The 21,402-nt window shown below is 71.9% G+C and carries 19 protein-coding genes and 1 riboswitch; of the genes, 7 read left to right on the forward strand and 12 right to left on the reverse strand.

The window, feature by feature from the left end:
- Positions 1–16: 16 nt before the first annotated feature.
- A complete protein-coding gene (locus BM127_RS15985) occupies positions 17–1,426 on the forward strand; it encodes a sigma factor (protein ID WP_091200046.1) in 1,410 nt (469 codons plus the stop codon).
- Positions 1,427–1,429: 3 nt separating this feature from the next.
- Here the strand turns inward: BM127_RS15985 and BM127_RS22350 are convergent, their stop codons facing one another.
- The 3 genes from BM127_RS22350 to BM127_RS15995 form a co-directional block, all read right to left on the reverse strand.
- Entirely contained in the window at positions 1,430–1,588 is a 159-nt protein-coding gene (locus BM127_RS22350) for a hypothetical protein (RefSeq protein WP_157829536.1), read from the reverse strand.
- A 103-nt stretch (positions 1,589–1,691) separates the two neighbouring features.
- Positions 1,692–2,930 carry an MFS transporter gene (locus BM127_RS15990; RefSeq protein ID WP_231263210.1) on the reverse strand — a complete coding sequence of 413 codons (1,239 nt, stop codon included), beginning with the start codon at positions 2,928–2,930 and terminating at the stop codon, positions 1,692–1,694.
- A gap of 81 nt (positions 2,931–3,011) precedes the next feature.
- Positions 3,012–5,225: an NADP-dependent isocitrate dehydrogenase gene (locus BM127_RS15995; protein WP_091200048.1), complete on the reverse strand. Its 2,214-nt coding sequence runs from the start codon at positions 5,223–5,225 to the stop codon at positions 3,012–3,014.
- A 176-nt stretch (positions 5,226–5,401) separates the two neighbouring features.
- Between BM127_RS15995 and BM127_RS23065 the strand changes: the two genes are divergently transcribed.
- On the forward strand, positions 5,402–6,535 hold the full coding sequence (locus BM127_RS23065; protein ID WP_091200050.1) for an aquaporin: 1,134 nt from the start codon (positions 5,402–5,404) through the stop codon (positions 6,533–6,535).
- Positions 6,536–6,538: 3 nt separating this feature from the next.
- On the opposite strand, the gene BM127_RS22360 is transcribed toward BM127_RS23065, so the two are convergent.
- Entirely contained in the window at positions 6,539–7,234 is a 696-nt protein-coding gene (locus BM127_RS22360) for a hypothetical protein (protein WP_091200052.1), read from the reverse strand.
- A gap of 75 nt (positions 7,235–7,309) precedes the next feature.
- Here BM127_RS22360 and BM127_RS16010 point away from each other — a divergent pair, with 75 nt between their 5' ends.
- Positions 7,310–8,296, forward strand: a complete 987-nt coding sequence (locus BM127_RS16010) for a malate dehydrogenase (protein ID WP_091200055.1) — start codon at positions 7,310–7,312, stop codon at positions 8,294–8,296.
- A gap of 103 nt (positions 8,297–8,399) precedes the next feature.
- On the opposite strand, the gene BM127_RS16015 is transcribed toward BM127_RS16010, so the two are convergent.
- From BM127_RS16015 to BM127_RS16040, 6 genes are all read right to left on the reverse strand, one after another.
- The gene (locus tag BM127_RS16015) at positions 8,400–8,756 is read right to left on the reverse strand and encodes a DUF3017 domain-containing protein (protein ID WP_091200057.1); all 357 of its coding nucleotides are present in this window, start codon (positions 8,754–8,756) and stop codon (positions 8,400–8,402) included.
- 1 nt (position 8,757) lies between these two features.
- Positions 8,758–9,606: a bifunctional methylenetetrahydrofolate dehydrogenase/methenyltetrahydrofolate cyclohydrolase gene (locus BM127_RS16020; RefSeq protein ID WP_091200059.1), complete on the reverse strand. Its 849-nt coding sequence runs from the start codon at positions 9,604–9,606 to the stop codon at positions 8,758–8,760.
- Positions 9,607–9,653: 47 nt separating this feature from the next.
- Positions 9,654–11,243 (reverse strand): bifunctional phosphoribosylaminoimidazolecarboxamide formyltransferase/IMP cyclohydrolase, encoded by a 1,590-nt coding sequence (gene purH / locus BM127_RS16025; protein ID WP_175507423.1) that lies wholly within the window; start codon positions 11,241–11,243, stop codon positions 9,654–9,656.
- 24 nt (positions 11,244–11,267) lie between these two features.
- A riboswitch (ZMP/ZTP riboswitch) is annotated at positions 11,268–11,345 on the reverse strand.
- 1 nt (position 11,346) lies between these two features.
- Entirely contained in the window at positions 11,347–11,973 is a 627-nt protein-coding gene (gene purN / locus BM127_RS16030; protein WP_091200061.1) for a phosphoribosylglycinamide formyltransferase, read from the reverse strand.
- A gap of 10 nt (positions 11,974–11,983) precedes the next feature.
- Positions 11,984–13,138, reverse strand: a complete 1,155-nt coding sequence (locus tag BM127_RS16035; RefSeq protein WP_157829537.1) for a YibE/F family protein — start codon at positions 13,136–13,138, stop codon at positions 11,984–11,986.
- Between the two features lie 47 nt (positions 13,139–13,185).
- Positions 13,186–14,451, reverse strand: a complete 1,266-nt coding sequence (locus BM127_RS16040; RefSeq protein WP_175507424.1) for a cell division protein PerM — start codon at positions 14,449–14,451, stop codon at positions 13,186–13,188.
- A gap of 111 nt (positions 14,452–14,562) precedes the next feature.
- Between BM127_RS16040 and BM127_RS16045 the strand changes: the two genes are divergently transcribed.
- From BM127_RS16045 to BM127_RS16055, 3 genes are read left to right on the forward strand one after another with little or no spacing between them, the layout of a single operon-like run.
- Positions 14,563–16,458, forward strand: a complete 1,896-nt coding sequence (locus BM127_RS16045; RefSeq protein ID WP_091200065.1) for a SigE family RNA polymerase sigma factor — start codon at positions 14,563–14,565, stop codon at positions 16,456–16,458.
- Positions 16,459–16,494: 36 nt separating this feature from the next.
- Positions 16,495–17,451, forward strand: a complete 957-nt coding sequence (locus tag BM127_RS16050) for a hypothetical protein (RefSeq protein WP_091200067.1) — start codon at positions 16,495–16,497, stop codon at positions 17,449–17,451.
- 2 nt (positions 17,452–17,453) lie between these two features.
- Positions 17,454–17,645 (forward strand): hypothetical protein, encoded by a 192-nt coding sequence (locus BM127_RS16055; protein ID WP_139227757.1) that lies wholly within the window; start codon positions 17,454–17,456, stop codon positions 17,643–17,645.
- Between the two features lie 5 nt (positions 17,646–17,650).
- Here BM127_RS16055 and sucD read toward each other — a convergent pair whose 3' ends face one another.
- Positions 17,651–18,532, reverse strand: coding sequence for a succinate--CoA ligase subunit alpha (sucD, locus tag BM127_RS16060; RefSeq protein WP_091200071.1), 882 nt, complete (start codon positions 18,530–18,532; stop codon positions 17,651–17,653).
- A gap of 15 nt (positions 18,533–18,547) precedes the next feature.
- The gene (gene sucC / locus BM127_RS16065; RefSeq protein WP_091200073.1) at positions 18,548–19,717 is read right to left on the reverse strand and encodes an ADP-forming succinate--CoA ligase subunit beta; all 1,170 of its coding nucleotides are present in this window, start codon (positions 19,715–19,717) and stop codon (positions 18,548–18,550) included.
- Between the two features lie 127 nt (positions 19,718–19,844).
- Here sucC and BM127_RS16070 point away from each other — a divergent pair, with 127 nt between their 5' ends.
- Positions 19,845–21,179: a cryptochrome/photolyase family protein gene (locus tag BM127_RS16070; protein ID WP_091200075.1), complete on the forward strand. Its 1,335-nt coding sequence runs from the start codon at positions 19,845–19,847 to the stop codon at positions 21,177–21,179.
- Positions 21,180–21,402: the final 223 nt, after the last annotated feature.

Below are 21,402 nucleotides of genomic sequence, written 5' to 3' on the forward strand. Positions count from 1 at the left end.
AGTGGGAAGGTGGGCCATGCCCCGGACGAGTGCGGTGGATCGCGCGCAGGAGGTGTACGCCACCTCCTACCGCCGTCTCGTCGGACAGCTCACCGGTGTGACCGGCGACCCGGTCGAGGCCGAGGACGCCGTCGTGGAGGCGTTCGCCCGGGCGGTGAGCTCCCCGCGGTCCTTCCGAGCCGCGGACAACCCGGAGGCCTGGCTGCGCACCGTCGCAGTCAACGTGACCCGCACCCGCTGGCGTCGGAGCCGGTTCTTCCGCGACGTCAGCGAGCAGCTCGTGCGGGCGGAGCCGCCCGGGTTCGGCGCGATCGTCGAACGCGCCCGCACCGCCCGCCGGCGCCGACGTACGACGATCGGGCTCGCCGCCGTCGTGGTGGTCGTAGGCCTGGCGTTCGCCGTCGGCGGGCCGGGCGACCGGTCCGCCGACCCCTCGCCGCCCGCGCCTACCACCACGACCTGGGACGGCACCTCGGCGGTCGACGCGACGCTGCCGTCCGACGTACGGGCCGTCCTGGACGACGACCGGCTCGACCTGTGGACAGCGGCCGGCTCGTCGGGTGCGGTGGCGGTCCTGTGGCGCGGGTGCGACCAGGAGCCGTGCCGCTTCGCACTGGTGACCCGTGACGGCGACCAGGTGTCCGGATCCGCCCTCGGGGCATCGTTCCCCCGGCTCTCGGCGGTCCCGAACGGCTGGCTGGTCGAGGACGCGACCGGCACCATCCGTCTCAGTCCCTCGGGCGATCGCGCCCAGATCTACGTGACAGGCCCCGGTGGCGACGACGTCATGGAGGGCGACACCGCGGTCGAGACCGCCGCGGGGTGGCGGCTGCTGCGCGGCGACAAGGTGATCGCGCTCCCTTCCCCCTCCGGCCGTGACACCGTTGGCGCCTACGTCACGCCGACCGGCCGGCTGATCGCTGCCACCACCTCAGGCTTCGACGTCTCCGTCTCGACGACAGACGACGGCCGCACCTGGGAGATGAGCATGCCGAGCAGCGCGACCGAGCCCGCGACCGCGGCCGTCGTGCCGGGCAACGGCGACCACGTCGCGATCGCATCCCTGGGCGACGCCCCGGACGGCTCGATGCCGGTCGTCGAGGTCCAGCTCTCCCACGATGCGGGCGCGACGTGGACCGCGGCCCGGGGGCTCGACACTGTCGGCGGCGACCGTGTCAGGGACCTGTCGGCGGTGGCGGTGGCGCCCGACGGGACGACGTACGTCACCACCGGTTCGCACCACCTCGTGCGGATCGACCCGGAGGGCAACGCACTGCCCATCCAGCTCTCGTCGTTCGACAGCTCGGTCTTCGTCGTCGACGACACGGTCTGTGTGGTCAGCGAGCGCGGCCGCATCGACCAGCTCTCGTGCTCCGACGACGGGGGCACGGCCTGGGCTGGCCGCTCGCTCCCCGGCTTCGGGTGAGACTCAGACGACCCAACCGACGTTGTCCGCGACCAGGTCGGCCATCGGGTAGATGCCGCGGATGTCCTGGCGGCGCTCGAAGAGGTTGACCACGTCGTGCACGTTGCGGTCGGCGAGCTCGCGACGACGCTCCATCTCGTCGTCGATCGTGTTGTCTTCCATGTCCCCACCTCCGGAATCTCCGGGCGGACCCCCCGCCCTGATGACTTGGATCGTTCCAAACCTAGTTTAAGCAGGAGTTCCGGTTGTGTTAACTCCAGGAAAATCAGCCGGGGAGGACGGCCCGGCCGCGCACGTGGAGTGCGGCCGAGAGGAGCAGGATCGCGACACCGGCGAGCGACAGCGCGAGCCCCACGAGCGCCGGGGCGCGCAGGCCCCAGCCGGCGGCGATGACGAGACCGCCCAGCCAGGCGCCGAGCGCGTTGGCGATGTTGAGGGAGGCGTGGTTCATGGCCGCGCCGAGGGTCTGGGCGTCCCCGGCGACGTCCATCAGGCGCAGCTGGAGGTTCACCACGAGCACCGAACCCAGCAGGGTGATGAGGAAGACGACCGGCAGCGAGGCCCAGCCGTGCGGGGCGGCGACCCAGAAGGCCAGCATGGTGCCCGCCATGCCGATGCCACCGATGATGAGCGAGCGGAAGATCGACCAGTCGGCCATGATCCCGGCGACGAACGTGCCCGCCACCATGCCGAGGCCGAAGGACAGCAGGAAGACGGGGACGGCGCGCTCCCCCAGCCCGGCGACGTCGGTGACGACCGGGGCGATGTAGGAGTAGACGGCGAACATGCCGCCGAAGCCGACGGCGCCGGCCAGCAGCGTCAGCCACACCTGCGGCACCTTGAAGGCGGCGAGCTCGCGGCGCCCGCTCGCGGCGGGATCGCCGGGGAGCGACGGGACGAACCACGCGAGCAGTGCCAGCGTCGCCAGGGCGAGCACGGCAGAGGCCCAGAAGGCGGAGCGCCAGCCGAGCTCCTGGCCGAGCAGCGTCGCGGCGGGGACACCGACGACGTTGGCGACCGAGAGCCCGAGCATCACCTGGGCGACCGCGCGACCCTTGCGCGACGGCGGCGCCAGGCTCGCGGCCACGAGCGACGCGACGCCGAAGTAGGCGCCGTGCGGCAGGCCGGCGGCGAAGCGCGCGAGCATCAGCTGCTCGTACGACGTCGCGAGCGCGCTGACGGCGTTGCCGACCGCGAACGCCGCCATCAGCGCAACCAGCAGGGCGCGTCGCGGCAGGCGGGCACCCAGGAAGGCCAGCACGGGCGCGCCCACGACCACGCCGACGGCGTACGCCGAGATCACGTGGCCGCCGGTCGGGATGGAGACGTCCACGCCCGCGGAGATCTGCGGCAGCAGGCCCATCGTGACGAACTCGGTGGTGCCGATCGCGAAGCCACCCATCGCCAGCGCGACCACCGCCAGACCGAAGTGGCGGGCGGTCACCGAGGGGACGTCGAGGTCCTCCTCGGGCATCGGGTCGGTGCGTGCGGCAGCGGTCGTCATCACTGGGCGCAAGACAGGACCCCCGAGGAGTATTCCCCGGGGGTCCTGGATGTGATGCGGGTCGCGCCCGCTGTCGACGCGTCAGCCGATGGTGGCGATGGCCTCGTTGAAGGTGGCGGACGGGCGCATGACGGCCGCGGTCTTCTCCGGGTCGGGCCGGAAGTAGCCACCGATGTCGGCCGGCTTGCCCTGCACCGCGAGCAGCTCGTCGACGATGGTCTGCTCCTTCTCGCGCAGCGTGCCGGCCAGTGCGGCGAACGCAGCGGCCAGGTCGGCGTCCTCGGTCTGCGCGGCCAGCTCCTCGGCCCAGTAGAGGGCGAGGTAGAAGTGCGAGCCGCGGTTGTCGGTCGTGCCGAGCTTGCGCCCGGGCGAGCGGTCCTCGTTGAGGAACGTCTCGGTGGCCCGGTCGAGGGCGTCGCCCAGCAGCTTGGCCCGCTGGTTGTCGTCGTAGCCGGCGAGGTGCTCCAGCGACGCGGCCAGGGCGAAGAACTCACCGAGGCTGTCCCAACGGAGGTAGTCCTCCTTGACCAGCTGCTGCACGTGCTTGGGCGCCGACCCGCCGGCACCGGTCTCGAAGAGTCCGCCACCGTTCATCAGCGGCACGATCGAGAGCATCTTGGCGCTGGTGCCGAGCTCGAGGATCGGGAAGAGGTCGGTGTTGTAGTCGCGCAGCACGTTGCCGGTGACGGAGATGGTGTCCTCGCCCCGGCGGATCCGCTCCAGGGAGTACGTCGTCGCCTCGGCCGGGGCCATGATCTCCAGCGTCAGGCCCTCGGTGTCGTGCTCCGGGAGGTAGGCCTTGATCTTGGCGATCAGGTTGGCGTCGTGGGCGCGGCCCTCGTCGAGCCAGAAGATGGCCGGGGTGGCACTGGCGCGGGCGCGGGTGACGGCGAGCTTGACCCAGTCGCGGATCGGCGCGTCCTTGGTCTGGCAGGCACGCCAGATGTCACCGGCCTCGACGGTGTGCGACATCAGCACGTCGCCCGCGGCGTTGCGGACCTCGACGGTGCCGGCGGCGGGGATCTCGAAGGTCTTGTCGTGCGAGCCGTACTCCTCGGCAGCCTTGGCCATCAGGCCCACGTTGGGCACCGATCCCATGGTCGAGGGGTCGAGCGCGCCGTGGGTGCGGCAGTCGTCGATGGTGGCCTGGTAGATCCCGGCGTAGCACGAGTCGGGGATCACGGCGAGGGTGTCCTGCTGGGCGCCCTCGGCGTTCCACATCTGGCCGGAGGTGCGGATCATGGCCGGCATCGAGGCGTCGATGATGACGTCGGACGGCACGTGCAGGTTGGTGATGCCCTTGTCGGAGTCGACCATCGCGAGCGACGGACCGTCGGCCAGGCCGGCCTCGAAGGCAGCCTTGATCTCGGCCCCGTTGTCGAGGGCGTCGAGCCCGCCGAGGATGCTGCCCAGTCCGTCGTTGGCCGAGAGGCCGGCAGCGGCCAGGTCCTCGCCGTACTGCGCGAAGACGTCGGCGAAGTAGGCACGCACGACGTGGCCGAAGATGATCGGGTCGGAGACCTTCATCATCGTGGCCTTGAGGTGGGCGGAGAAGAGGACGCCGTCGGCCTTGGCCCGGGCGACCTGCTCCTCGAGGAAGGCGTCGAGCGCCGCGGCGCTCATGAAGGTGCCGTCGACGACCTCGCCGGCCAGGACCTTCAGGTCCTGCTTGAGCACGGTCTCCTCGCCGCCGACGCCCACGTGCACGATCGAGAGCGTGTCGTCGGCGTCGAGGACGACCGACTTCTCGTTGCTGTAGAAGTCGTCGTGGCCCATCGTGGCGACCGACGTCTTGGAGTCGCTGCTCCAGGCACCCATCGAGTGCGGGTGCGACCTGGCGTAGTTCTTCACCGAGGCGGGCGCGCGGCGGTCGGAGTTGCCCTCGCGCAGGACCGGGTTGACCGCGGACCCCTTGACCTTGTCGTAGCGGGCGCGGGTCTCGCGCTCCTCGTCGGTCTGCGGGTTCTCCGGGTAGGCCGGCAGGTCGTAGCCCTGCGACTGCAGCTCGGCGATGGTCGCCTTGAGCTGGGAGATCGAGGCGGAGATGTTGGGGAGCTTGATGATGTTGGCCTCGGGCTTCGTGGCCAGCTCGCCGAGCTCGGCGAGGGCGTCGTCGACGCGCTGCTCGGCCGGGAGGCGGTCCGGGAACTGCGCCAGCACGCGAGCGGCCAGGGAGATGTCACGCGTCTCGACCTCGACTCCGGCGGTCTTCGCGTAGGCGGCGATGATCGGGAGGAAGGAGTACGTCGCCAGCAGCGGCGCCTCGTCGGTGTGGGTGTAGATGATCTTGGCCATGGGTACGACAGCTCCTGGGTGCTCGATGAACGAGAGGGGCAACACTCTTGACGTCAAGATACCTGACGCGGCGAACGGTTGCGACTCGCCTACCCTCGCACCCGGCGCCGACACGCGGCTAGAGTGCCGATCGGCCTACGCGGGGTAGGGCCACACGACTGGGAGGACAGCTCGCGATGAGCGACACCATCGACACACCGACCACCGGCCAGAAGTTCACGGCCGAGACGCTGGGCACCTTCGTGCTCGTGTTCTTCGGCTGCGGCGCCGCCCTGATCAGCGGTGGTGACTACGTCGCCACCGGCCTGACCTTCGGCCTCACCGTGGTCGTCATGGCGTACGCCGTGGGCCGCATCTCGGGCGGACACTTCAACCCGGCCGTGACGCTCGGCGCCGTGCTCGGCGGGCGGCTGCCGTGGAACCAGGTCGGCATCTACATGGCCGCCCAGCTCCTCGGCGGGCTCCTCGCCGGTGCCGCGCTGTTCGGCCTCATGCACGGCTTCCCGGGCTTCTCCGCCGAGGGCAACATGGCGCAGAACGCCTTCGGCGACCAGAGCGCCCTCGGCTACGCCTGGTGGGCGGCGCTGCTGCTGGAGACGCTGCTGACGGCGGTGTTCCTCTGGGTGATCCTCGCGGTCACCGACGAACGCAACGAGATCAACGTCGCCATGGGACCGCTGGCCATCGGCCTGGCACTGGCGATGATCCACTTCGCGTCGATGGGCGCCACCGGCACCTCGGTCAACCCGGCCCGCTCGATCGGCGTCGGCGTCTTCGCCGGCACCGACGCGATCATCCAGCTCTGGCTCTTCGTCGTCGCGCCGCTGCTCGGCGCCGCGATCGCCGGTCTCACCTACCCCGTCCTCTTCGGCCACGGCGCCGAGCCCGTCGCGGGATCGGGCCTCAACTTCGGCGGCGGCCGCAAGGGCGACCAGTTCGTCCCGGGCAGCTACGAGGCGCAGTGGAACCAGGGCCAGCAGGGCAGCTGGGGCCAGCCCGGCTCCGCCTGGGGAGCTCCCCCGCAGCAGCAGTGGGGCCAGGGCGCTCCGCCGCAGCAGCAGCCCGACCCGTCCTACGGCGCCCCGCAGGCGCAGCCCGGCCAGCAGCAGCCGGGCCAGTGGGGTGCGCCGCCGGCCCAGCAGCAGCCCGGTCAGCCCGGCCAGTGGGGTGCGCCGCCGGCCCAGCAGCAGCCCGGCCAGCCCTACCCCGGTGAGCAGGGCGGCCAGCAGGGCCAGCCCGGCGCCCCCGGCCACTGGGGCAACCCCGACGGTGACGACGACGGTCGCACCCAGGTGCGCCGACCCGACTGATCCCTACTGCTGGGGCTCCAGCACGGCCTGCCAGCCCGCGTCGAGGTCCTCGATGCTGACGAGGCCGGCACCCGACTCGTACATGGTGCGCGTGGTGGTGCCGGCCTCGTGCCGCGTCTGCACCATCTCGCGTGACTGGTCCTCGACCCTCGTGGTGGCCTCGAGCAGGTTGGGCAGGCGGTAGGTCACCCACCCGTCGCCGAGCCGAGGGTCGGCGGGCATGGCCAGGCCCGCCTCGGCGCCGTCCTCGCCGGCGCGCCACGAGACGCCGGTCTCGGAGTCGGCGCCCACCAGCCAGACGTTGCCGTCGACGTCCTGGGCGTAGAAGCGGGTCTCCTCGTCGCCGGCACCGTCGATGTCCGTGACCGTGCGCACCGCGGTGGCGCTCAGTCCCGCGACCTCGCTGGCGCCCGGGACGACCTCGGCATCGATGGTGCCGAGCGTGCGGCCGTCCTCGATCACGTCGTAGTGCCACGTGGCACCGGGCTCGAGCGCGAGCCACGGGTTGTCGACGGTGGCGACGAAGTCCGCCGGGTCCGCCGACGGCGTCGGGATCTCGAGACCGTTGATCCCCGGGGAGTCGTACGGCGCGGGCTGGCCGAGCCCGGCGCACGCCGACAGGCCGGCGGTGAGCAGCAGTCCTCCCAGAACCGCGACCGTGCGGCGTCGTCGTACGGCGGGGGGCATGGGCGCCAGCATGCCAGTCGCCTGGGCGAGAACCGGCGCTGCTAGCGTCGGAGGGACAGCCCACCTCACCTCTCGAGGAGTACCTCCGTGACCTCCGAACCGCTCAAGGTCGCCGTCACCGGCGCCGCCGGCCAGATCGGCTACAGCCTGCTCTTCCGCCTCGCCAGTGGTGCGCTGGCCGCGGACCGCCCGATCGAGCTGCGCCTGCTCGAGATCGAGCCCGCGCTCAAGACGCTCGAGGGCGTCGTCATGGAGCTCGACGACTGCGCCTTCCCGCTGCTGTCCGGCGTGCAGATCGGCTCGGACGCCGAGAAGATCTTCGACGGCGTCAACCTCGCCCTCCTCGTCGGCGCCCGCCCCCGCGGACCCGGCATGGAGCGCGGCGACCTCCTCTCGGCCAACGGCGCGATCTTCACCGCGCAGGGCAAGGCCCTCAACGCGGTCGCGGCCGACGACGTGCGGATCGGTGTCACCGGCAACCCGGCCAACACCAACGCCCTCATCGCGATGACCAACGCCCCCGACATCCCGCGCGAGCGCTTCTCCGCGCTGACCCGCCTCGACCACAACCGCGCGATCTCGCAGCTCGCGGCGAAGACCGGCGCCAAGGTCACCGACATCAAGAAGATGACGATCTGGGGCAACCACTCCGCCACCCAGTACCCCGACCTGTTCCACGCCGAGGTCAACGGCCAGAACGCCGCCGAGCTCGTCGGTGACCAGGCCTGGCTGGAGAACGACTTCATCCCGACGGTCGCCAAGCGCGGCGCCGCGATCATCGACGCCCGTGGCTCGTCCTCGGCGGCGTCGGCTGCGTCGGCGACGATCGACGCCGCCCGCGACTGGTTGTTCGGCTCGGCGCCGGACGACTGGGTCTCGATGGCGGTGGCGTCGCAGGGCGAGTACGGCGTGCCCGAGGGCCTGATCTCCTCGTTCCCGGTGACCACCTCCGGCGGCGACTGGTCGATCGTCGAGGGCCTCGAGATCGACGAGTTCTCCCGCGCCCGGATCGACGCGTCCACCGCCGAGCTCGCCGAGGAGCGCGCTGCGGTGACCGAGCTCGGGTTGATCTGATCCACCACGTGAGCGGTGCGTGAGGCGGCTCCCGGACACCGGGAACCCGCCTCCCGCACCGCTCGTGCGTTGTCGGGCCGGGTCCCGGCTCGGCGCGTCCTGCCTAGAACCCCGGCTGGTCCGGGATGGAGCCGGCGAGGAAGATCAGCGCACCGCCGAGCACCAGCAGGATCACCGCGTCGAGCACCTTGTGGCGCACGGCGAGCATGCCGGCGTCGCGACTCCTGAGCACCAGGCGTACGGCGGCGGCGAAGACCAGCGCCCCGCCCATCAGCCGGATCCCGGTGCGCCACTCGTCGAGGGCGACGATCACCAGGGCCACCGCCACGACAGCGAGCACCAGCAGGTAGAACATGCCGCCGATCGTCGAGGGATAGCGGCGCGGGTCGTCCGGGTCGACCGGCTCCGCGGAGGTCGGCTCGACCGACTCGGGCGGCTCGATGTGCTCGGAGTCCGTCACGTCAGGACCGGGCGGACTTCTCGGCGATCTCGACGATGTTGCTCAGCAGCATCGCGCGCGTCATCGGCCCGACGCCCTTGGGGTTGGGCGAGACCCAGCCGGCCACGTCCCAGACGTCGGGGTGCACGTCGCCGGTGACCTTGCCGTCGACGCGGGAGACCCCCACGTCGAGGACAGCGGCCCCCGGCTTGACCATGTCGGCGGTGATGATGCCGGGCACGCCCGCGGCGGCCACGACGATGTCGGCGTGCCGCACGTGGGCGGCGAGGTCGACGGTGCCGGTGTGGCAGAGCGTGACGGTGGCGTTCTCGGAGCGACGCGTCAGCAGCAGGCCGAGCGGCCGACCGACGGTGAGGCCGCGGCCGACGACGACCACCTCGGCACCGGCGATCTGCACGCCGTGGCGGCGCAGCAGCTCGATCGCCCCGACCGGGGTGCACGGCAGCGGGCCGGACTCACCCAGGACCAGCTTGCCGAGGTTGGTCGGGTGCAGCCCGTCGACGTCCTTGTCGGGGTCGACCCGCGACAGCAGGGCGAACTCGTCGAGACCGGTCGGCTGCTGCACGAGGAAGCCGGTGCACCCCTCGTCGGCGTTGAGCTCGTCGATGACGGCCTCCACCTCGGCCTGGGTGGCCGTGGCCGGCAGGTCGCGCCGGATCGACGTGATGCCGATCTCCGCGCAGTCCTTGTGCTTCGCACCGACGTACCACTGCGAGCCGGGGTCGTCGCCGACCAGCACCGTGCCCAGGCCGGGAGTGATCCCCTGCTCCTTGAGGGCGGCGACGCGCTGGGCGAGCTCTGCCTTGATGGTCCGCAGCGTGGCTGCGCCGTCCAGGGTCTGTGCCGTCACGTGGTCATCCTAGGGAGAGGGAAGCGGGCCCCGCTGAGCGGCCGCGATCAGTGAAAAAAGTGGCGGGTGCCGGTGAGGTACATCGTCACGCCTGCGGCCTCGCAGGCGGCGACGACCTCGGGGTCGCGCACCGATCCACCGGGCTGCACGATCGCCTTCACCCCGGCGTCGATGAGCATCTGGGGACCGTCGGCGAAGGGGAAGAACGCGTCGGACGCCGCGACGGCGGACGGGGCCCGCTCCCCCGCGCGCTCGACCGCGAGCCGGCACGAGTCGACCCGGTTGACCTGGCCCATCCCCACGCCGACCGACGCGCCGTCGGCGGCGAGCAGGATCGCGTTGGACTTCACCGCGCGGCAGGCACGCCACGCGAACGCGAGGTCGGCCAGCACCTCGGCGGAGGCGGCCTCGCCGGTGGCGAGGGTCCACGTGGAGGGGTCGTCGCCCTCGGCGGAGATGACGTCGCGGTCCTGCAGCAGGAGTCCGCCCGAGATCGCGCGCATCTCGCCGCCGCCGCGCGCCAGCGGCGGGCACTCGAGGATGCGGATGTTCTTCTTCGCCTGCAGCGCCTCGATCGCGCCGTCCTCGTAGGCCGGGGCGACGATGACCTCGGTGAAGATCTCGGCGACCTGCTGCGCCATCTCGACCGAGACCGGCACGTTGGTGGCGATCACGCCGCCGAAGGCGCTGACCGGGTCGCACGCGTGGGCCTTGCGGTGCGCGAGGGCGACGTCCGTGCCGACCGCGATGCCGCACGGGTTGGCGTGCTTGATGATCGCCACGGCAGGCTCGTCGAAGTCGTACGCCGCCCGCCGGGCCGCGTCGGCGTCGACGTAGTTGTTGTAGGACATCTCCTTGCCGTGGTGCTGCGTCGCCTGGGCGAGGCCGGGGCCGCCGGGCAGGAAGCCGTTGGAGTAGAGGGCCGCCCCCTGGTGGGGGTTCTCGCCGTAGCGCAGCACCGCGTCCTTGGTCCAGGTCGCACCCATCCACGCGGGGAAGCCGGAGCCCTCGCTGGTGTCGGTGAGCACGTTGCCCATCCACGACGCCACGTGCACGTCGTACGTCGCGGTGTGCACGAAGGCCTCGGCAGCGAGGCGCTGCCGCTCGGCCAGCGTGAAGCCTCCGCCGGCCACGGCGGCCAGGACGGCGCCGTACGCCGCGGGCGAGGTCACGATCGCGACGCTCGGGTGGTTCTTGGCGGCGGCGCGCACCATCGACGGCCCGCCGATGTCGATCTGCTCCACGCACTCGTCGGGGCTGGCGCCCGATGCGACGGTCTGGGTGAAGGGGTAGAGGTTGCTGACGACGAGCTCGAACGGCTCGACGCCGAGCTCCTCGAGCTGCGCGACGTGGGACTCGAGGCGGCGATCGGCGAGGATGCCGGCGTGCACGCGCGGGTGCAGCGTCTTGACGCGGCCGTCGAGGCACTCGGGGAAGCCGGTGAGGTCCTCGACCTTGGTCACCGGGAGGCCGAGCGACTCGATGAGGGCGGCGGAGCCACCGGTGGAGACCAGCTCCACGCCGGCGTCGTGCAGGCCGCGGACCAGGTCGTCGAGCCCGGTCTTGTCGTAGACGGACACCAGCGCTCGCCGGATCGCGATGCGCGTCGGGGTGGGCTGGTCGGGCTCAGCAGACACGGGACTCCTCGGATGTTGATTGAGTCGAGGCACCCAGGCGTTCGATGTCCTCGCGCGTCACTCCCTGGTGGTGGCCCACCTGCGCCAGTCGTGTGGCAGCAGACTAGCGACCAGCCGCGCCGATGCGAACCCGGCGGCCCTCGACGGTGATGCCCTCGCGGGCGATGCGTCCGACGGACTCGACCAGCATCGCGCGCTCGGCGGTCTTGATCCGCTCGTGGAGCGACTCCACGTCGTCGTCCTCGGCGACCGCGACCGGCACCTGGGCGACGATCGGGCCGGTGTCGACGCCGGCGTCGACGACGAAGAGCGTCGCCCCGGTGACCTTGACGCCGTGCTCGAGCGCGTCGCGGGGACCGTGCATGCCGGGGAAGGCCGGGCAGAGCGCGGGGTGGGTGTTGAGGGTGAGGAAGCGCTCGAGGAAGTCGGGCGACACCAGCTTCATGAAGCCTGCGGAGACCACCAGGTCGGGCTCGAAGGCGCCCACCTTGTCGCCCAGCGCCCGGTCCCAGTGCTCGCGCGAGGAGTAGTCGTCGACCTTGGCGACGAACGTCGGCACCCCGGCCCGGTCGGCCCGCGCCAGGCCTTCGATGTCGTCCCGGTCCGCGCCGACGGCGACCACGCGAGCTCCGTACGACGTCTCGGTGCAGGCGTCGAGCAGGGCCTGCAGGTTGGTGCCGGAGCCCGACACGAGGACGACGACACGGGCAGGACTCGACAGAGCTGGCACGGGCCGAAGTCTAGGCGCGGTGGGAGGGCCCGACGTCCGTCGTCCGCCCCTCGCGGACCAGCCGGCCGGCGACCAGGGCAGCGATGGCCGTGGTGACAGGCACGGCCGCGAGGATCCCCAGCCCGCCCACGAGGCCGCGCACGACCTCCTGGGCCACGATCTCCTGGCTGACCGCGATACCGAAGGGCAGGTCGAGGGCGGAGAAGACCAGCATCAGCGGCAGGGTCGCCCCGACGTAGGCCAGGACGAGGGTGTTGACGGTGGAGGCGGCGTGGGAGCGGCCGATGCGCATCGCCCGCACGAAGAGCGAGCGCGCACTGGCGTCGGGGTCGAGGTCGGCCAGCTCCCAGACGGCCCAGGTCTGGGTGACGGTCACGTCGTCGAGCACGCCGAGCGCGCCGATGACCAGCCCGGCCAGGAGGAGGCCCCGGAGGTCCACCTGCGCGGCGATGCCGGAGATGTACTGGCTGCCCTCGTCGACGACGCCCGTGAAGTGTCCGACGCCGGTGAAGACCCAGCCGAGCAGCCCGATCACGACGAGCGAGACGAGGGTGCCGAGCATCGCCACGGTCGAGCGGACGTCGAAGCCGTGGGAGAGGTAGAGGGTGACCAGCATGATGGCGGCGGCGGTGACCACCGCGACCGCGAGCGGCGAGGACCCCTCCATGATCGCGGGGAGGGTGAACAGCGCGATGAGCACCAGCGAGTACGCCAGGCTCGCGAGGGCGCCGATCCCGCGCCACCGCGACAGCGCCAGCACCCCGACCGCGAAGAGGATCGTCAGCGTCAGCAGCGGCGGCCCGCGGTCGAAGTCCTGGAAGGCGTACTGCTCCCCCTCGGGTGCCTGCGCGGTGAAGGAGACGATGATGCGGTCACCCGGCTCGACCGCGGGGGCGAGTTCGCCGTACGGCAGCAGCGCGGCGGCCGTCCCCGGGGCTCCCGGCCCGCTGAGGAGCTCGACCTGCGCGACCTGGCAGCCCTCGACGTCGATGGCCTGCGGGCACGCCCCGACCTCCTGCACCTCGGCGGTGCCGCGCTCGACGTCCGCGCCGGGAGAGGTGATCTCGAGGTCTCCGTCGGGCCACAGGAGCGCCAGGCCCACGACGGTGGCCAGCACCAGCGGACCGACCAGGAGGCCGATGAGCACCTTGAGGTGCCGCGGCACGGGACCGAGGGAGGTTCCGTGGCCGTGGCTGTGGCCAGCACCCACGCTCAGTCCTCCGGCGGCGCGTCGGTCGTGTCGCCGTCGCCCCACGCGCGGGCCGCTCGCCGGACGAGCAGCGCGACCACGCCGGCGCCGAGGAGGGCGCCGATGCCGCAGGCGGTGACGCCGTGCACGAGCACGTCACGCGAGAACGGGCCGACGAAGCGCATCCGCCCGGGGCCTGCAGCCCCACCGGAGATCGAGGCGAGGACAGCGAAGCCGATGCCGGCGACCAGTCCGCCGCCGCAGCCGGCGAGCGCGACCTGGTCCCAGCGCAGCGGTCGCCCGCGCAGGGTCCGGAAGGCGGCGACGGCGGCCGCCACCGGCGGGAGCACCAGCAGGGCGCCGACCCAGCCGGCGGGCGTACCGACGGCGGGCAGGGCGGCCACGAGCGGCACGAGCGGCAACGGTCCGAGCACCACGGCGCTGGGCGAGACCAGGGTGGCCCCGCCGACCGCGAAGCCGGGGCCCAGCAGGTAGGAGCCGGTGAAGAGGGCCGCGTTGGGGACGAAGGCGGCATTGACGAGGGCGTAGAGACCGGCCTCGGACGGGCTCGGGTGCAGCTGCGAGGTGAGCGTCGCCGCCTCGTCGAAGGAGAGCGCCAGCGCCACGACGAACACCAGGCCCGAGGTGATCAGGAGGGTGCTGAGCACCGCGCCCGCCACGGCGGCGCCGGCGCGCACGGTCGCGGGGAGGAAGGCCGCCCAGATGGCAGCGCGCCCGGATCCGACGGCGATCGCGGGCGCGGCCACGAGCACCGTCATCACCACCGTCCAGGACAGCACGCGCGGGACCGACGGGTCGGCGCTGGAGCCTGCTGCGAGCGTCGCGACGACGACCGCCACGACCGCGTAGCCGGCGAAGAAGGTCATGATCGCGGTGGGCACGGTGAGGTCGCGCTCGCCGTCGGAGATCCGGTCCGCGTCGGGTCCGTGGCTGGAGACCGCGTCGCCGACGCGGTGGCCGAGTCGCCACATCGACCACGCCGCGATCGCGGTGATGCCCAGCGGGACGATCGTGATCCGCGCGCCCATCACGGTGACTCCGGAGCCGTGGCCGGCGAGCCAGGCGAGGGCGCCCATCCGCATGCCGTCGCGGGGCGCACCGTGGACGCCGGCGTCGGTGACGAACCAGCCGATCACGCCCACGGCGAGCAGCACGACCAGCGGGCCGAGGGCGGCGAGCACGCCGCCGAGGGTCGCGATCAGCACCAGGGGACGGGGGCGGGCAGGGTCGACCCGCGCGCTGTCGGGTCGGGTGAGGAGCGACGTCATGGCCGAGCCATCATCACTCGGGCCGCGGCAGGGATCGTGCTCCCACGCCGCCCCGGGACCGCGGGGACCAATGTGCGCGGCGTGTGCCGTTCGGCGTACCGTGGAACGGCCATGAGAAGCCCGGAGACCTTCGACGCCTACTACGTCGAGACACGCGCGCGACTCCTGCACGAGGCCTACGCGCTGACCGGTGACGCACCGGCCGCCCGGGCCGCCGTGCGGGACGCCTTCGTCGTCACCTGGCACCACTGGCGCAAGGTCGGGGTGCTCGACGACCGCGACGGCTACATCCGTCCGTTGGCGTTCCGCCGCGCCCGTCGCCGCCACACCGCGCGCATCTGGCACCGCGACAAGTCGCTGGCCCCCGAGGCGCGGACCACGCTGGACGCCCTGTCCAAGCTCACCGCCCGCCAGCGCGAGGTGCTCGTCCTCAACGGGCTGTCCGCGCTGAGCCTGACCGACATCGGCCGGATGGTGGGTCTCCCCCGGTCCGACGCCGAGCGCGAGCTGCAGACCGCCACGTCCCAGTTCGCCCTGCACCGTGACGTCCAGACGACCGAGGTCCGGCGGCTGCTGGACGACCTCACGGAGCCCCTGGAGTCGATCCGCTGGCCACGCGCCACCGTGATCCGGCGCTCCGGCGCTGCCCGACGGCGCACGCACACGGTGATCGGGGCGGGCCTGGCGGCCGCCGCCCTCGTGGCGTCAGGCTCGTTGGTGGCGACCGGCGCGGACGCCGAGCCCACCAGCCTGAGCCAGGAGAAGGCCACCGAGGGCGTCACCGTCCATGCCCCCGAGCCCGCCACCGGCGAGCCGATCATCGACGAGGCGTCGCTGATGTCCGACCCGCAGCTCGCGCGCTACGGCCCCGGCCTGGACTGGGCGGAGACCGCCACCACGGACAACCTCTCGGGCGACGGCCTGCTGGGACCCTGCCAGCGCGAGCGCTTCGCCGACCCGCGCAGCGTCACGGCGCTCGCCCGCACCTGGGACGGCACGGCGACCCGTCAGGTCACCCGCACGGTCGGGAAGGGCGCTCAGCAGCGCACCCGCAAGCGGCAGGTGACGGACGTCGAGTCGACGGCCGTCCAGATGGTCGAGATGTCCCGCAACGCCGACCAGGCGGCCCGGGGCTTCGAGACCGCATCCTTGTGGTTCGCCGGCTGCACCGACCCCCGCACCCAGCTGCTCACGACGCGGACGGTCAAGCGCGTCGGCGACGACGCCCGGGTGTTCCGGCTGCGCTCGTGGGGCAGGTCGCCGGCCACGATCAGCGTGGGCATCGCCCGCAGCGGCAGCCTCGTGGTGACCAACGTCGTCCGCAGCGAGGGCCGGGCGGTCAGCGACAAGGCCGCCCTCACCGGCCTCTCGGCGGCCGTCAACGGGCTCTGCGGCTCCGACGGCGCTGCCACCTGCGCCGGACGCGCCCGGGCGCGCACGACCCTCCCCCTCGACCTGGGTACGCCGCCGGGGCTGCTGTCGGCGGTCGACCTCCCGCCGGTCGCGGCTGTCCGCGGGCCGTGGGTCGGCACCGACCCCGAGCGGGCGCGCAACAACTACGCCGCCACCCGCTGCGACCGCACCACCTTCCAGGGCAAGGGCATCAGCCGGGCCCTGACCCGGACGTTCCTCTTCCCCGAGACCCCCAACGCCTCCCAGCTCGGCCTCACGCAGACCGTCGGGTCGATGGACCAGGGCGCCGCCCGTGAGTTCGTCGAGACCGTCCGCACCCGGATCAGGCAGTGCGGCCAGGCCAACCTCGGCACCAGCGTCACACCGCTCGCCTCTGTCTCGTCGAAGGGCGTGGACCTGAGCGCGTGGGCGCTCTCGATCGAGCTCAACGACCGCCAGTCGTTCCCCTTCCTCATGGCGATCGTGCGCGACGGGACAGCGGTGTCCCAGCTCGGGTTCGCCCCGGACCGCAACATGACGATGACCCGCACCGACTTCGTCGCCCTGTCGCGACGGGTGCTCGCACGGCTCGAAACCCTCCGCTCGCGAGGTTGACGCAACCTTTTCGCCGTTCGCGGGGTCTCTACATGCATGACGTTGCGCGCCACCCTCCCCGCGGCCGTGCTGACCTGCGCCCTCGCGCTCGTCGGATGCGCGAACGACGCTGACCCGGAGCCTGCCCCGGACGGCGGCACGGGATCATCCGACGACGCCGGCGCGAGCACGGACGCCGACGCCTCCGGGGTGACCGGGGCGGACGTCCCCGTCACGACGATCCCCGACGACTTCCCCCTGTCCGCGGGCATGGGCGGGCCCGGGGACACCATCCCCACGACCCGCACCGGCACCGGACTGCGCGACCTGATGCTCTGCGACACCGCGCCGATGCGCGGGCTCGGTGTCCGCGACCGGATGACCGCCGACAACAGCGGTGGCGAGTCGGCCGACACCCGTGAGCTGGTGCTGCTCGGCAGTCCGGACGAGGCCGCGCAGGTCGCCGGGTCCTTCAGCGACCTCAGCCTCGACTGCGACGCGACCACGGTCCGGGGTGACACGGAGATCGCCACCGAGGTGCGCGAGACGCCGCTCGGGCCACCACCGGCGGCCACCATCCTCCAGACCTACACCTTCGACGGCGAGCCCGGCAGCGGCGCGACGATCATCCACGTCGTACCCGTGGGGTCCGCGCTCCTCGTCACCTCCACGTTCTACGGGTGGAGCGACGACGCCCTGGAGCAGGGCCTCGCGGAGACCGTCGAGGCCGTGCGCCCCGCAGTGGACGCGATGGCCGCCTTCGACGACGGCGCGGCCAGCACCCCGAGCAGCACCCCGACCCCGGAGAGTGCCCCGTCGGGCCCTGCGGGCGTGTCCGAGGACCTCCCGCTGGCCGTCGGGCTCCCGGAGGGCGACAGCGGTTCGGCACGACTCGTGCTCAGCACCTACGGTGAGGGTTCGCTCGCATCGCTGGACCAGCAGGCCGACCGGGTCACGGGGACCACGGAGAAGATCGTTCCAGCCATGTGCGTGTTCACGAATACGGGGTGCTAGACATGTCCATTCCATCGACGCTGGCCAGCTCGGCCTGCCCGACCCTGCCGTCGCCGCAGCGGCTCAACGCGGTCGCACCGGTGCGTCTCCTCGGCGCCCACGTGGTGTGGCGGGTGCTGTGGGAGACCAGGCGCCCCGAACGCCAGACGGCCCCGCAGGTGGACCTGCAGGGCCGTCTGGAGCAGACGAGCTAGTCGCCTCAGAGGTTGCGCAGGACCTCGCGCATCAGCTCGGCGGTCTCGGACGGCGTCTTGCCGACCTTGACCCCGGCGGCCTCGAGGGCCTCCTTCTTGGCCTGCGCGGTGCCCGAGGAGCCCGAGACGATGGCGCCGGCGTGGCCCATGGTCTTGCCCTCCGGGGCGGTGAAGCCGGCGACGTAGCCGACGACGGGCTTGGTGACGTGGTCCTTGATGTAGGCCGCGGCACGCTCCTCGGCGTCGCCACCGATCTCGCCGATCATCACGATCGCCTTGGTGTCGGGGTCGTTCTCGAACGCCTCGAGGGCGTCGATGTGCGTGGTCCCGACGATCGGGTCGCCACCGATGCCGATGGCGGTCGTGAAGCCGAAGTCCTTCAGCTCGAACATCATCTGGTAGGTCAGCGTGCCCGACTTCGACACCAGGCCGACCGGGCCCTTGCCCGCGATGGTGTGCGGCGTGATGCCGGCCAGCGACTCCTCCGGCGTGATGATGCCGGGGCAGTTGGGGCCGATCATCCGGGTGGACTTGCCCTCGAGGTAGGCCACGACCTCGGCCGTGTCGAGGACCGGAACGCCCTCGGTGATCACCACGAGCAGCGGGATCTCGGCGTCGATGGCCTCGATGCAGGCGTCCTTGGTGAAGGCCGGAGGAACGAACGCGACCGACACGTTGGCGCCGGTCTCCTTCATCGCCTCCTCGACCGTGCCGAAGACCGGGAGCTCCTTGCCGCCGAGCTCGACGGTCGTGCCGGCCTTGCGGGCGTTGACGCCACCGACGATGTCCGCGCCGGACTCGACCATGAGGGTGGTGTGCTTGGCACCCATCCCGCCGGTCATGCCCTGGACGATGATCTTCGAGCCGGAGTTCAAGTAGATAGACATCCTGTTTTCTCTCTCTCAGGCCTGGTGGGCGAGCTCGGCGGCCTTGTCGGCCGCGCCGTCCATGGTGTCGACCTGGGTGACCAGCGGGTGGTTGAGCTCGTCGAGGATCGCGCGACCCTTGTCGACGTTGTTGCCGTCGAGGCGGACGACGAGCGGCTTGGTGGCGCTGTCGCCGAGGATCTCCAGGGCACCCTTGATGCCGTTGGCGACCTCGTCGCAGGCAGTGATGCCGCCGAAGACGTTGACGAAGACGCTCTTGACCTGCTCGTCGTTGAGGATCACGTCGAGGCCGTCGGCCATCACCTGGGCGTTGGCGCCGCCGCCGATGTCGAGGAAGTTGGCGGGCTTCACGCCGCCGTGCGCCTCGCCGGCGTAGGCGACGACGTCGAGGGTGCTCATCACGAGACCCGCGCCGTTGCCGATGATGCCGACCTGGCCGTCGAGCTTGACGTAGTTGAGGCCCTTGTCCTTGGCCTTCGACTCGAGGGCGTCGGCCTCCTCGCGGATCTCGAACTGCGCGTGCTCGGGGTGACGCACCTCGGAGGCGTTGTCGTCGAGGGAGACCTTGCCGTCCAGCGCCTCGAGCTTGTCGCCCTCGAGGCGGGCCAGCGGGTTGACCTCCACCAGGGTGGCGTCCTCCTCGACGTAGACCTTCCACAGCGCCTGGACCATCTCGATGGCCTGGTCACGCAGCTCGGCGGGGAACTTCGCCTCGTCGACGATCGCGGCAGCCTTCTCCGGCGTCACGCCCTCGAGGGCATTGATCGGGATCTGCGCCACGGCGTCGGGGTTGGTCTTGGCGACCTCCTCGATCTCCACGCCGCCCTCGACCGATGCGATGCACAGGTGCGAGCGGTTGGACCGGTCGAGCAGGAAGGAGAAGTAGTACTCCTCCACTGGCGGCGTCGCCGGGGTGACCAGGACGCGGTTGACCCGCAGTCCCTTGATCTCCATCCCGATGATGTCGCGGGCGTAGGACTCGGCCTCGTCGGCGGTCTTGGCGATCTTGACGCCACCCGCCTTCCCGCGGCCGCCGGCCTTCACCTGCGCCTTGATGACCGTCACGCCGCCCATCTCCTCGGCGGCTGCGCGTGCAGCCTCGGGGGTCTCGGCGATCACACCCAGGGTGGTCACGACTCCATGCTTGGCGAAGAGCTCCTTCGCCTGAAACTCCATCAGATCCACGACGTACCCAGTCCTTTTCGTCTGCAAACAGTGCGCGGGATTTCCTCTCGGCACCCTAGACCTGTCGCTGGGCTCGCACGAGTGCGGGCCTGCGTGGTGCTGGTCACCCCCGGCTACGTTGGCGGGCATGTCCTCCTCGACCCCGGCCTCGACCTCGGCGGTGATGTGGTTCCGGCGCGACCTGCGGGTGCGCGACAACCCCGCGCTCCTGGCGGCGCTCGACGAGGGGTCGGTCACCGCCCTCTTCGTCGTCGACCCGGCGATCTGGTCCGGCGCCGGCGCGGCGCGGCAGGCCTGGCTGGCCGCCAACGTGCTGGCCCTCGCCGAGCGCATCCCGCTGAGCATCCACCTCGGCGACCCGGCCGACGTCGTGCCCCGCGTGGCGGGTGATCGCCGCGTCCACGTGGCCGCGGAGACGACGCCCTACGGCCGGCGGCGCGACGACGCCGTGGGGAAGAAGGTGGAGCTCGTCGCCACCGGGTCGCCGTACGCCGTCGGGCCGGGGCTGGTGCGCAACGGCAGCGGCGACCCCTACCAGGTGTTCACCCCCTTCGCCCGCGCCTGGCGCGAGCGCGGCTGGCCGGAGCCGGCCGCCACCCCGCGCTCCCCCGACCTCGCGTCGGCCGACTCGCACCAGAAGGCGGTCGGCATGCTCGAGAAGGCGGTCGCCGACGCACCGTTCGACCTCCCCGGCGCGGGCGAGGACGCGGCGTGGCGACGCTGGCACGAGTTCCGCAAGGACGGGCTCGGGGGCTACGCCGAGGAGCGCGACCGCCCCGACCACGACGGCACCTCGCGGCTCTCGCCCTACCTCCACCTCGGGGTGCTGCACCCGCGCTCGCTGCTGGCCGAGATCGACACCAGCACGACGTACGCCACCGAGCTGGCGTGGCGCGAGTTCTACGCCGACGTGCTGTGGCACTCCCCGGGGTCGGCCTGGAACGACCTCAGGCCGGCCCTCGAGGGGATGACGTACGACGAGCCGGAGGACGCGATCGAGGCGTGGCGCACCGGCACCACCGGCTACCCGATCGTCGACGCGGGGATGCGGCAGCTGCTGCACACGGGCTGGATGCACAACCGGGTCCGGATGATCACCGCGTCCTTCCTCACCAAGGACCTGCACGTGTGGTGGCCCGTCGGCGCGCGGCACTTCCTGGACCTGCTCATCGACGGCGACGTCGCGTCGAACAACCACGGCTGGCAGTGGGTGGCGGGCACCGGGACGGACGCCTCGCCCTACTTCCGGGTCTTCAACCCGATCACGCAGGGCCTCAGGTTCGATCCGCAGGGTGACTACGTACGCCGCTGGGTGCCCGAGCTGGACCACCTGCCCGGCAAGGCGGCGCACGAGCCCTGGAAGTCCGACGTCGGCTACGAGCAGGACTACCCGCTGCGCATCGTCGACCACGCCGACGAGCGGCGCGAGGCACTGGAGCGCTACCAGGCTGCTCGTGGCTGACCTGCTGGCGTCCGCATATCGACCGCCCGAAGGGGGTACTGACCCAACTTGCTCCAGAGTTGCACGATCCCGTGATCTTTCCGTTACAGTCGTGCGCGGTCTTGCCGACCACCCCCCTGACCCGGCAGATTGGTAACAACCCCTATGGGCAACCACCGAGCGGAGCGCGCTCCCCAGCGACGCACCTCGGCGACTGCAACTCCTGTGAACGGCAAGCGACGCG

The sequence above is a fragment of the Nocardioides alpinus genome (genome assembly GCF_900112035.1).
Classification (GTDB): Bacteria; Actinomycetota; Actinomycetes; order Propionibacteriales; family Nocardioidaceae; genus Nocardioides; species Nocardioides alpinus.

Coding starts and splice junctions, on each gene's coding strand:
- BM127_RS15985 (WP_091200046.1), top strand. CDS start 17: ATGCCCCGGACGAGTGCGGTGGATCGCGCGCAGGAGGTGTACGCCACC.
- BM127_RS22350 (WP_157829536.1), bottom strand. CDS start 1,588: ATGGAAGACAACACGATCGACGACGAGATGGAGCGTCGTCGCGAGCTC.
- BM127_RS15990 (WP_231263210.1), bottom strand. CDS start 2,930: ATGACGACCGCTGCCGCACGCACCGACCCGATGCCCGAGGAGGACCTC.
- BM127_RS15995 (WP_091200048.1), bottom strand. CDS start 5,225: ATGGCCAAGATCATCTACACCCACACCGACGAGGCGCCGCTGCTGGCG.
- BM127_RS23065 (WP_091200050.1), top strand. CDS start 5,402: ATGAGCGACACCATCGACACACCGACCACCGGCCAGAAGTTCACGGCC.
- BM127_RS22360 (WP_091200052.1), bottom strand. CDS start 7,234: ATGCTGGCGCCCATGCCCCCCGCCGTACGACGACGCCGCACGGTCGCG.
- BM127_RS16040 (WP_175507424.1), bottom strand. CDS start 14,451: ATGACGTCGCTCCTCACCCGACCCGACAGCGCGCGGGTCGACCCTGCC.
- BM127_RS16045 (WP_091200065.1), top strand. CDS start 14,563: ATGAGAAGCCCGGAGACCTTCGACGCCTACTACGTCGAGACACGCGCG.
- BM127_RS16050 (WP_091200067.1), top strand. CDS start 16,495: ATGACGTTGCGCGCCACCCTCCCCGCGGCCGTGCTGACCTGCGCCCTC.
- BM127_RS16055 (WP_139227757.1), top strand. CDS start 17,454: ATGTCCATTCCATCGACGCTGGCCAGCTCGGCCTGCCCGACCCTGCCG.
- sucD (WP_091200071.1), bottom strand. CDS start 18,532: ATGTCTATCTACTTGAACTCCGGCTCGAAGATCATCGTCCAGGGCATG.
- BM127_RS16070 (WP_091200075.1), top strand. CDS start 19,845: ATGTCCTCCTCGACCCCGGCCTCGACCTCGGCGGTGATGTGGTTCCGG.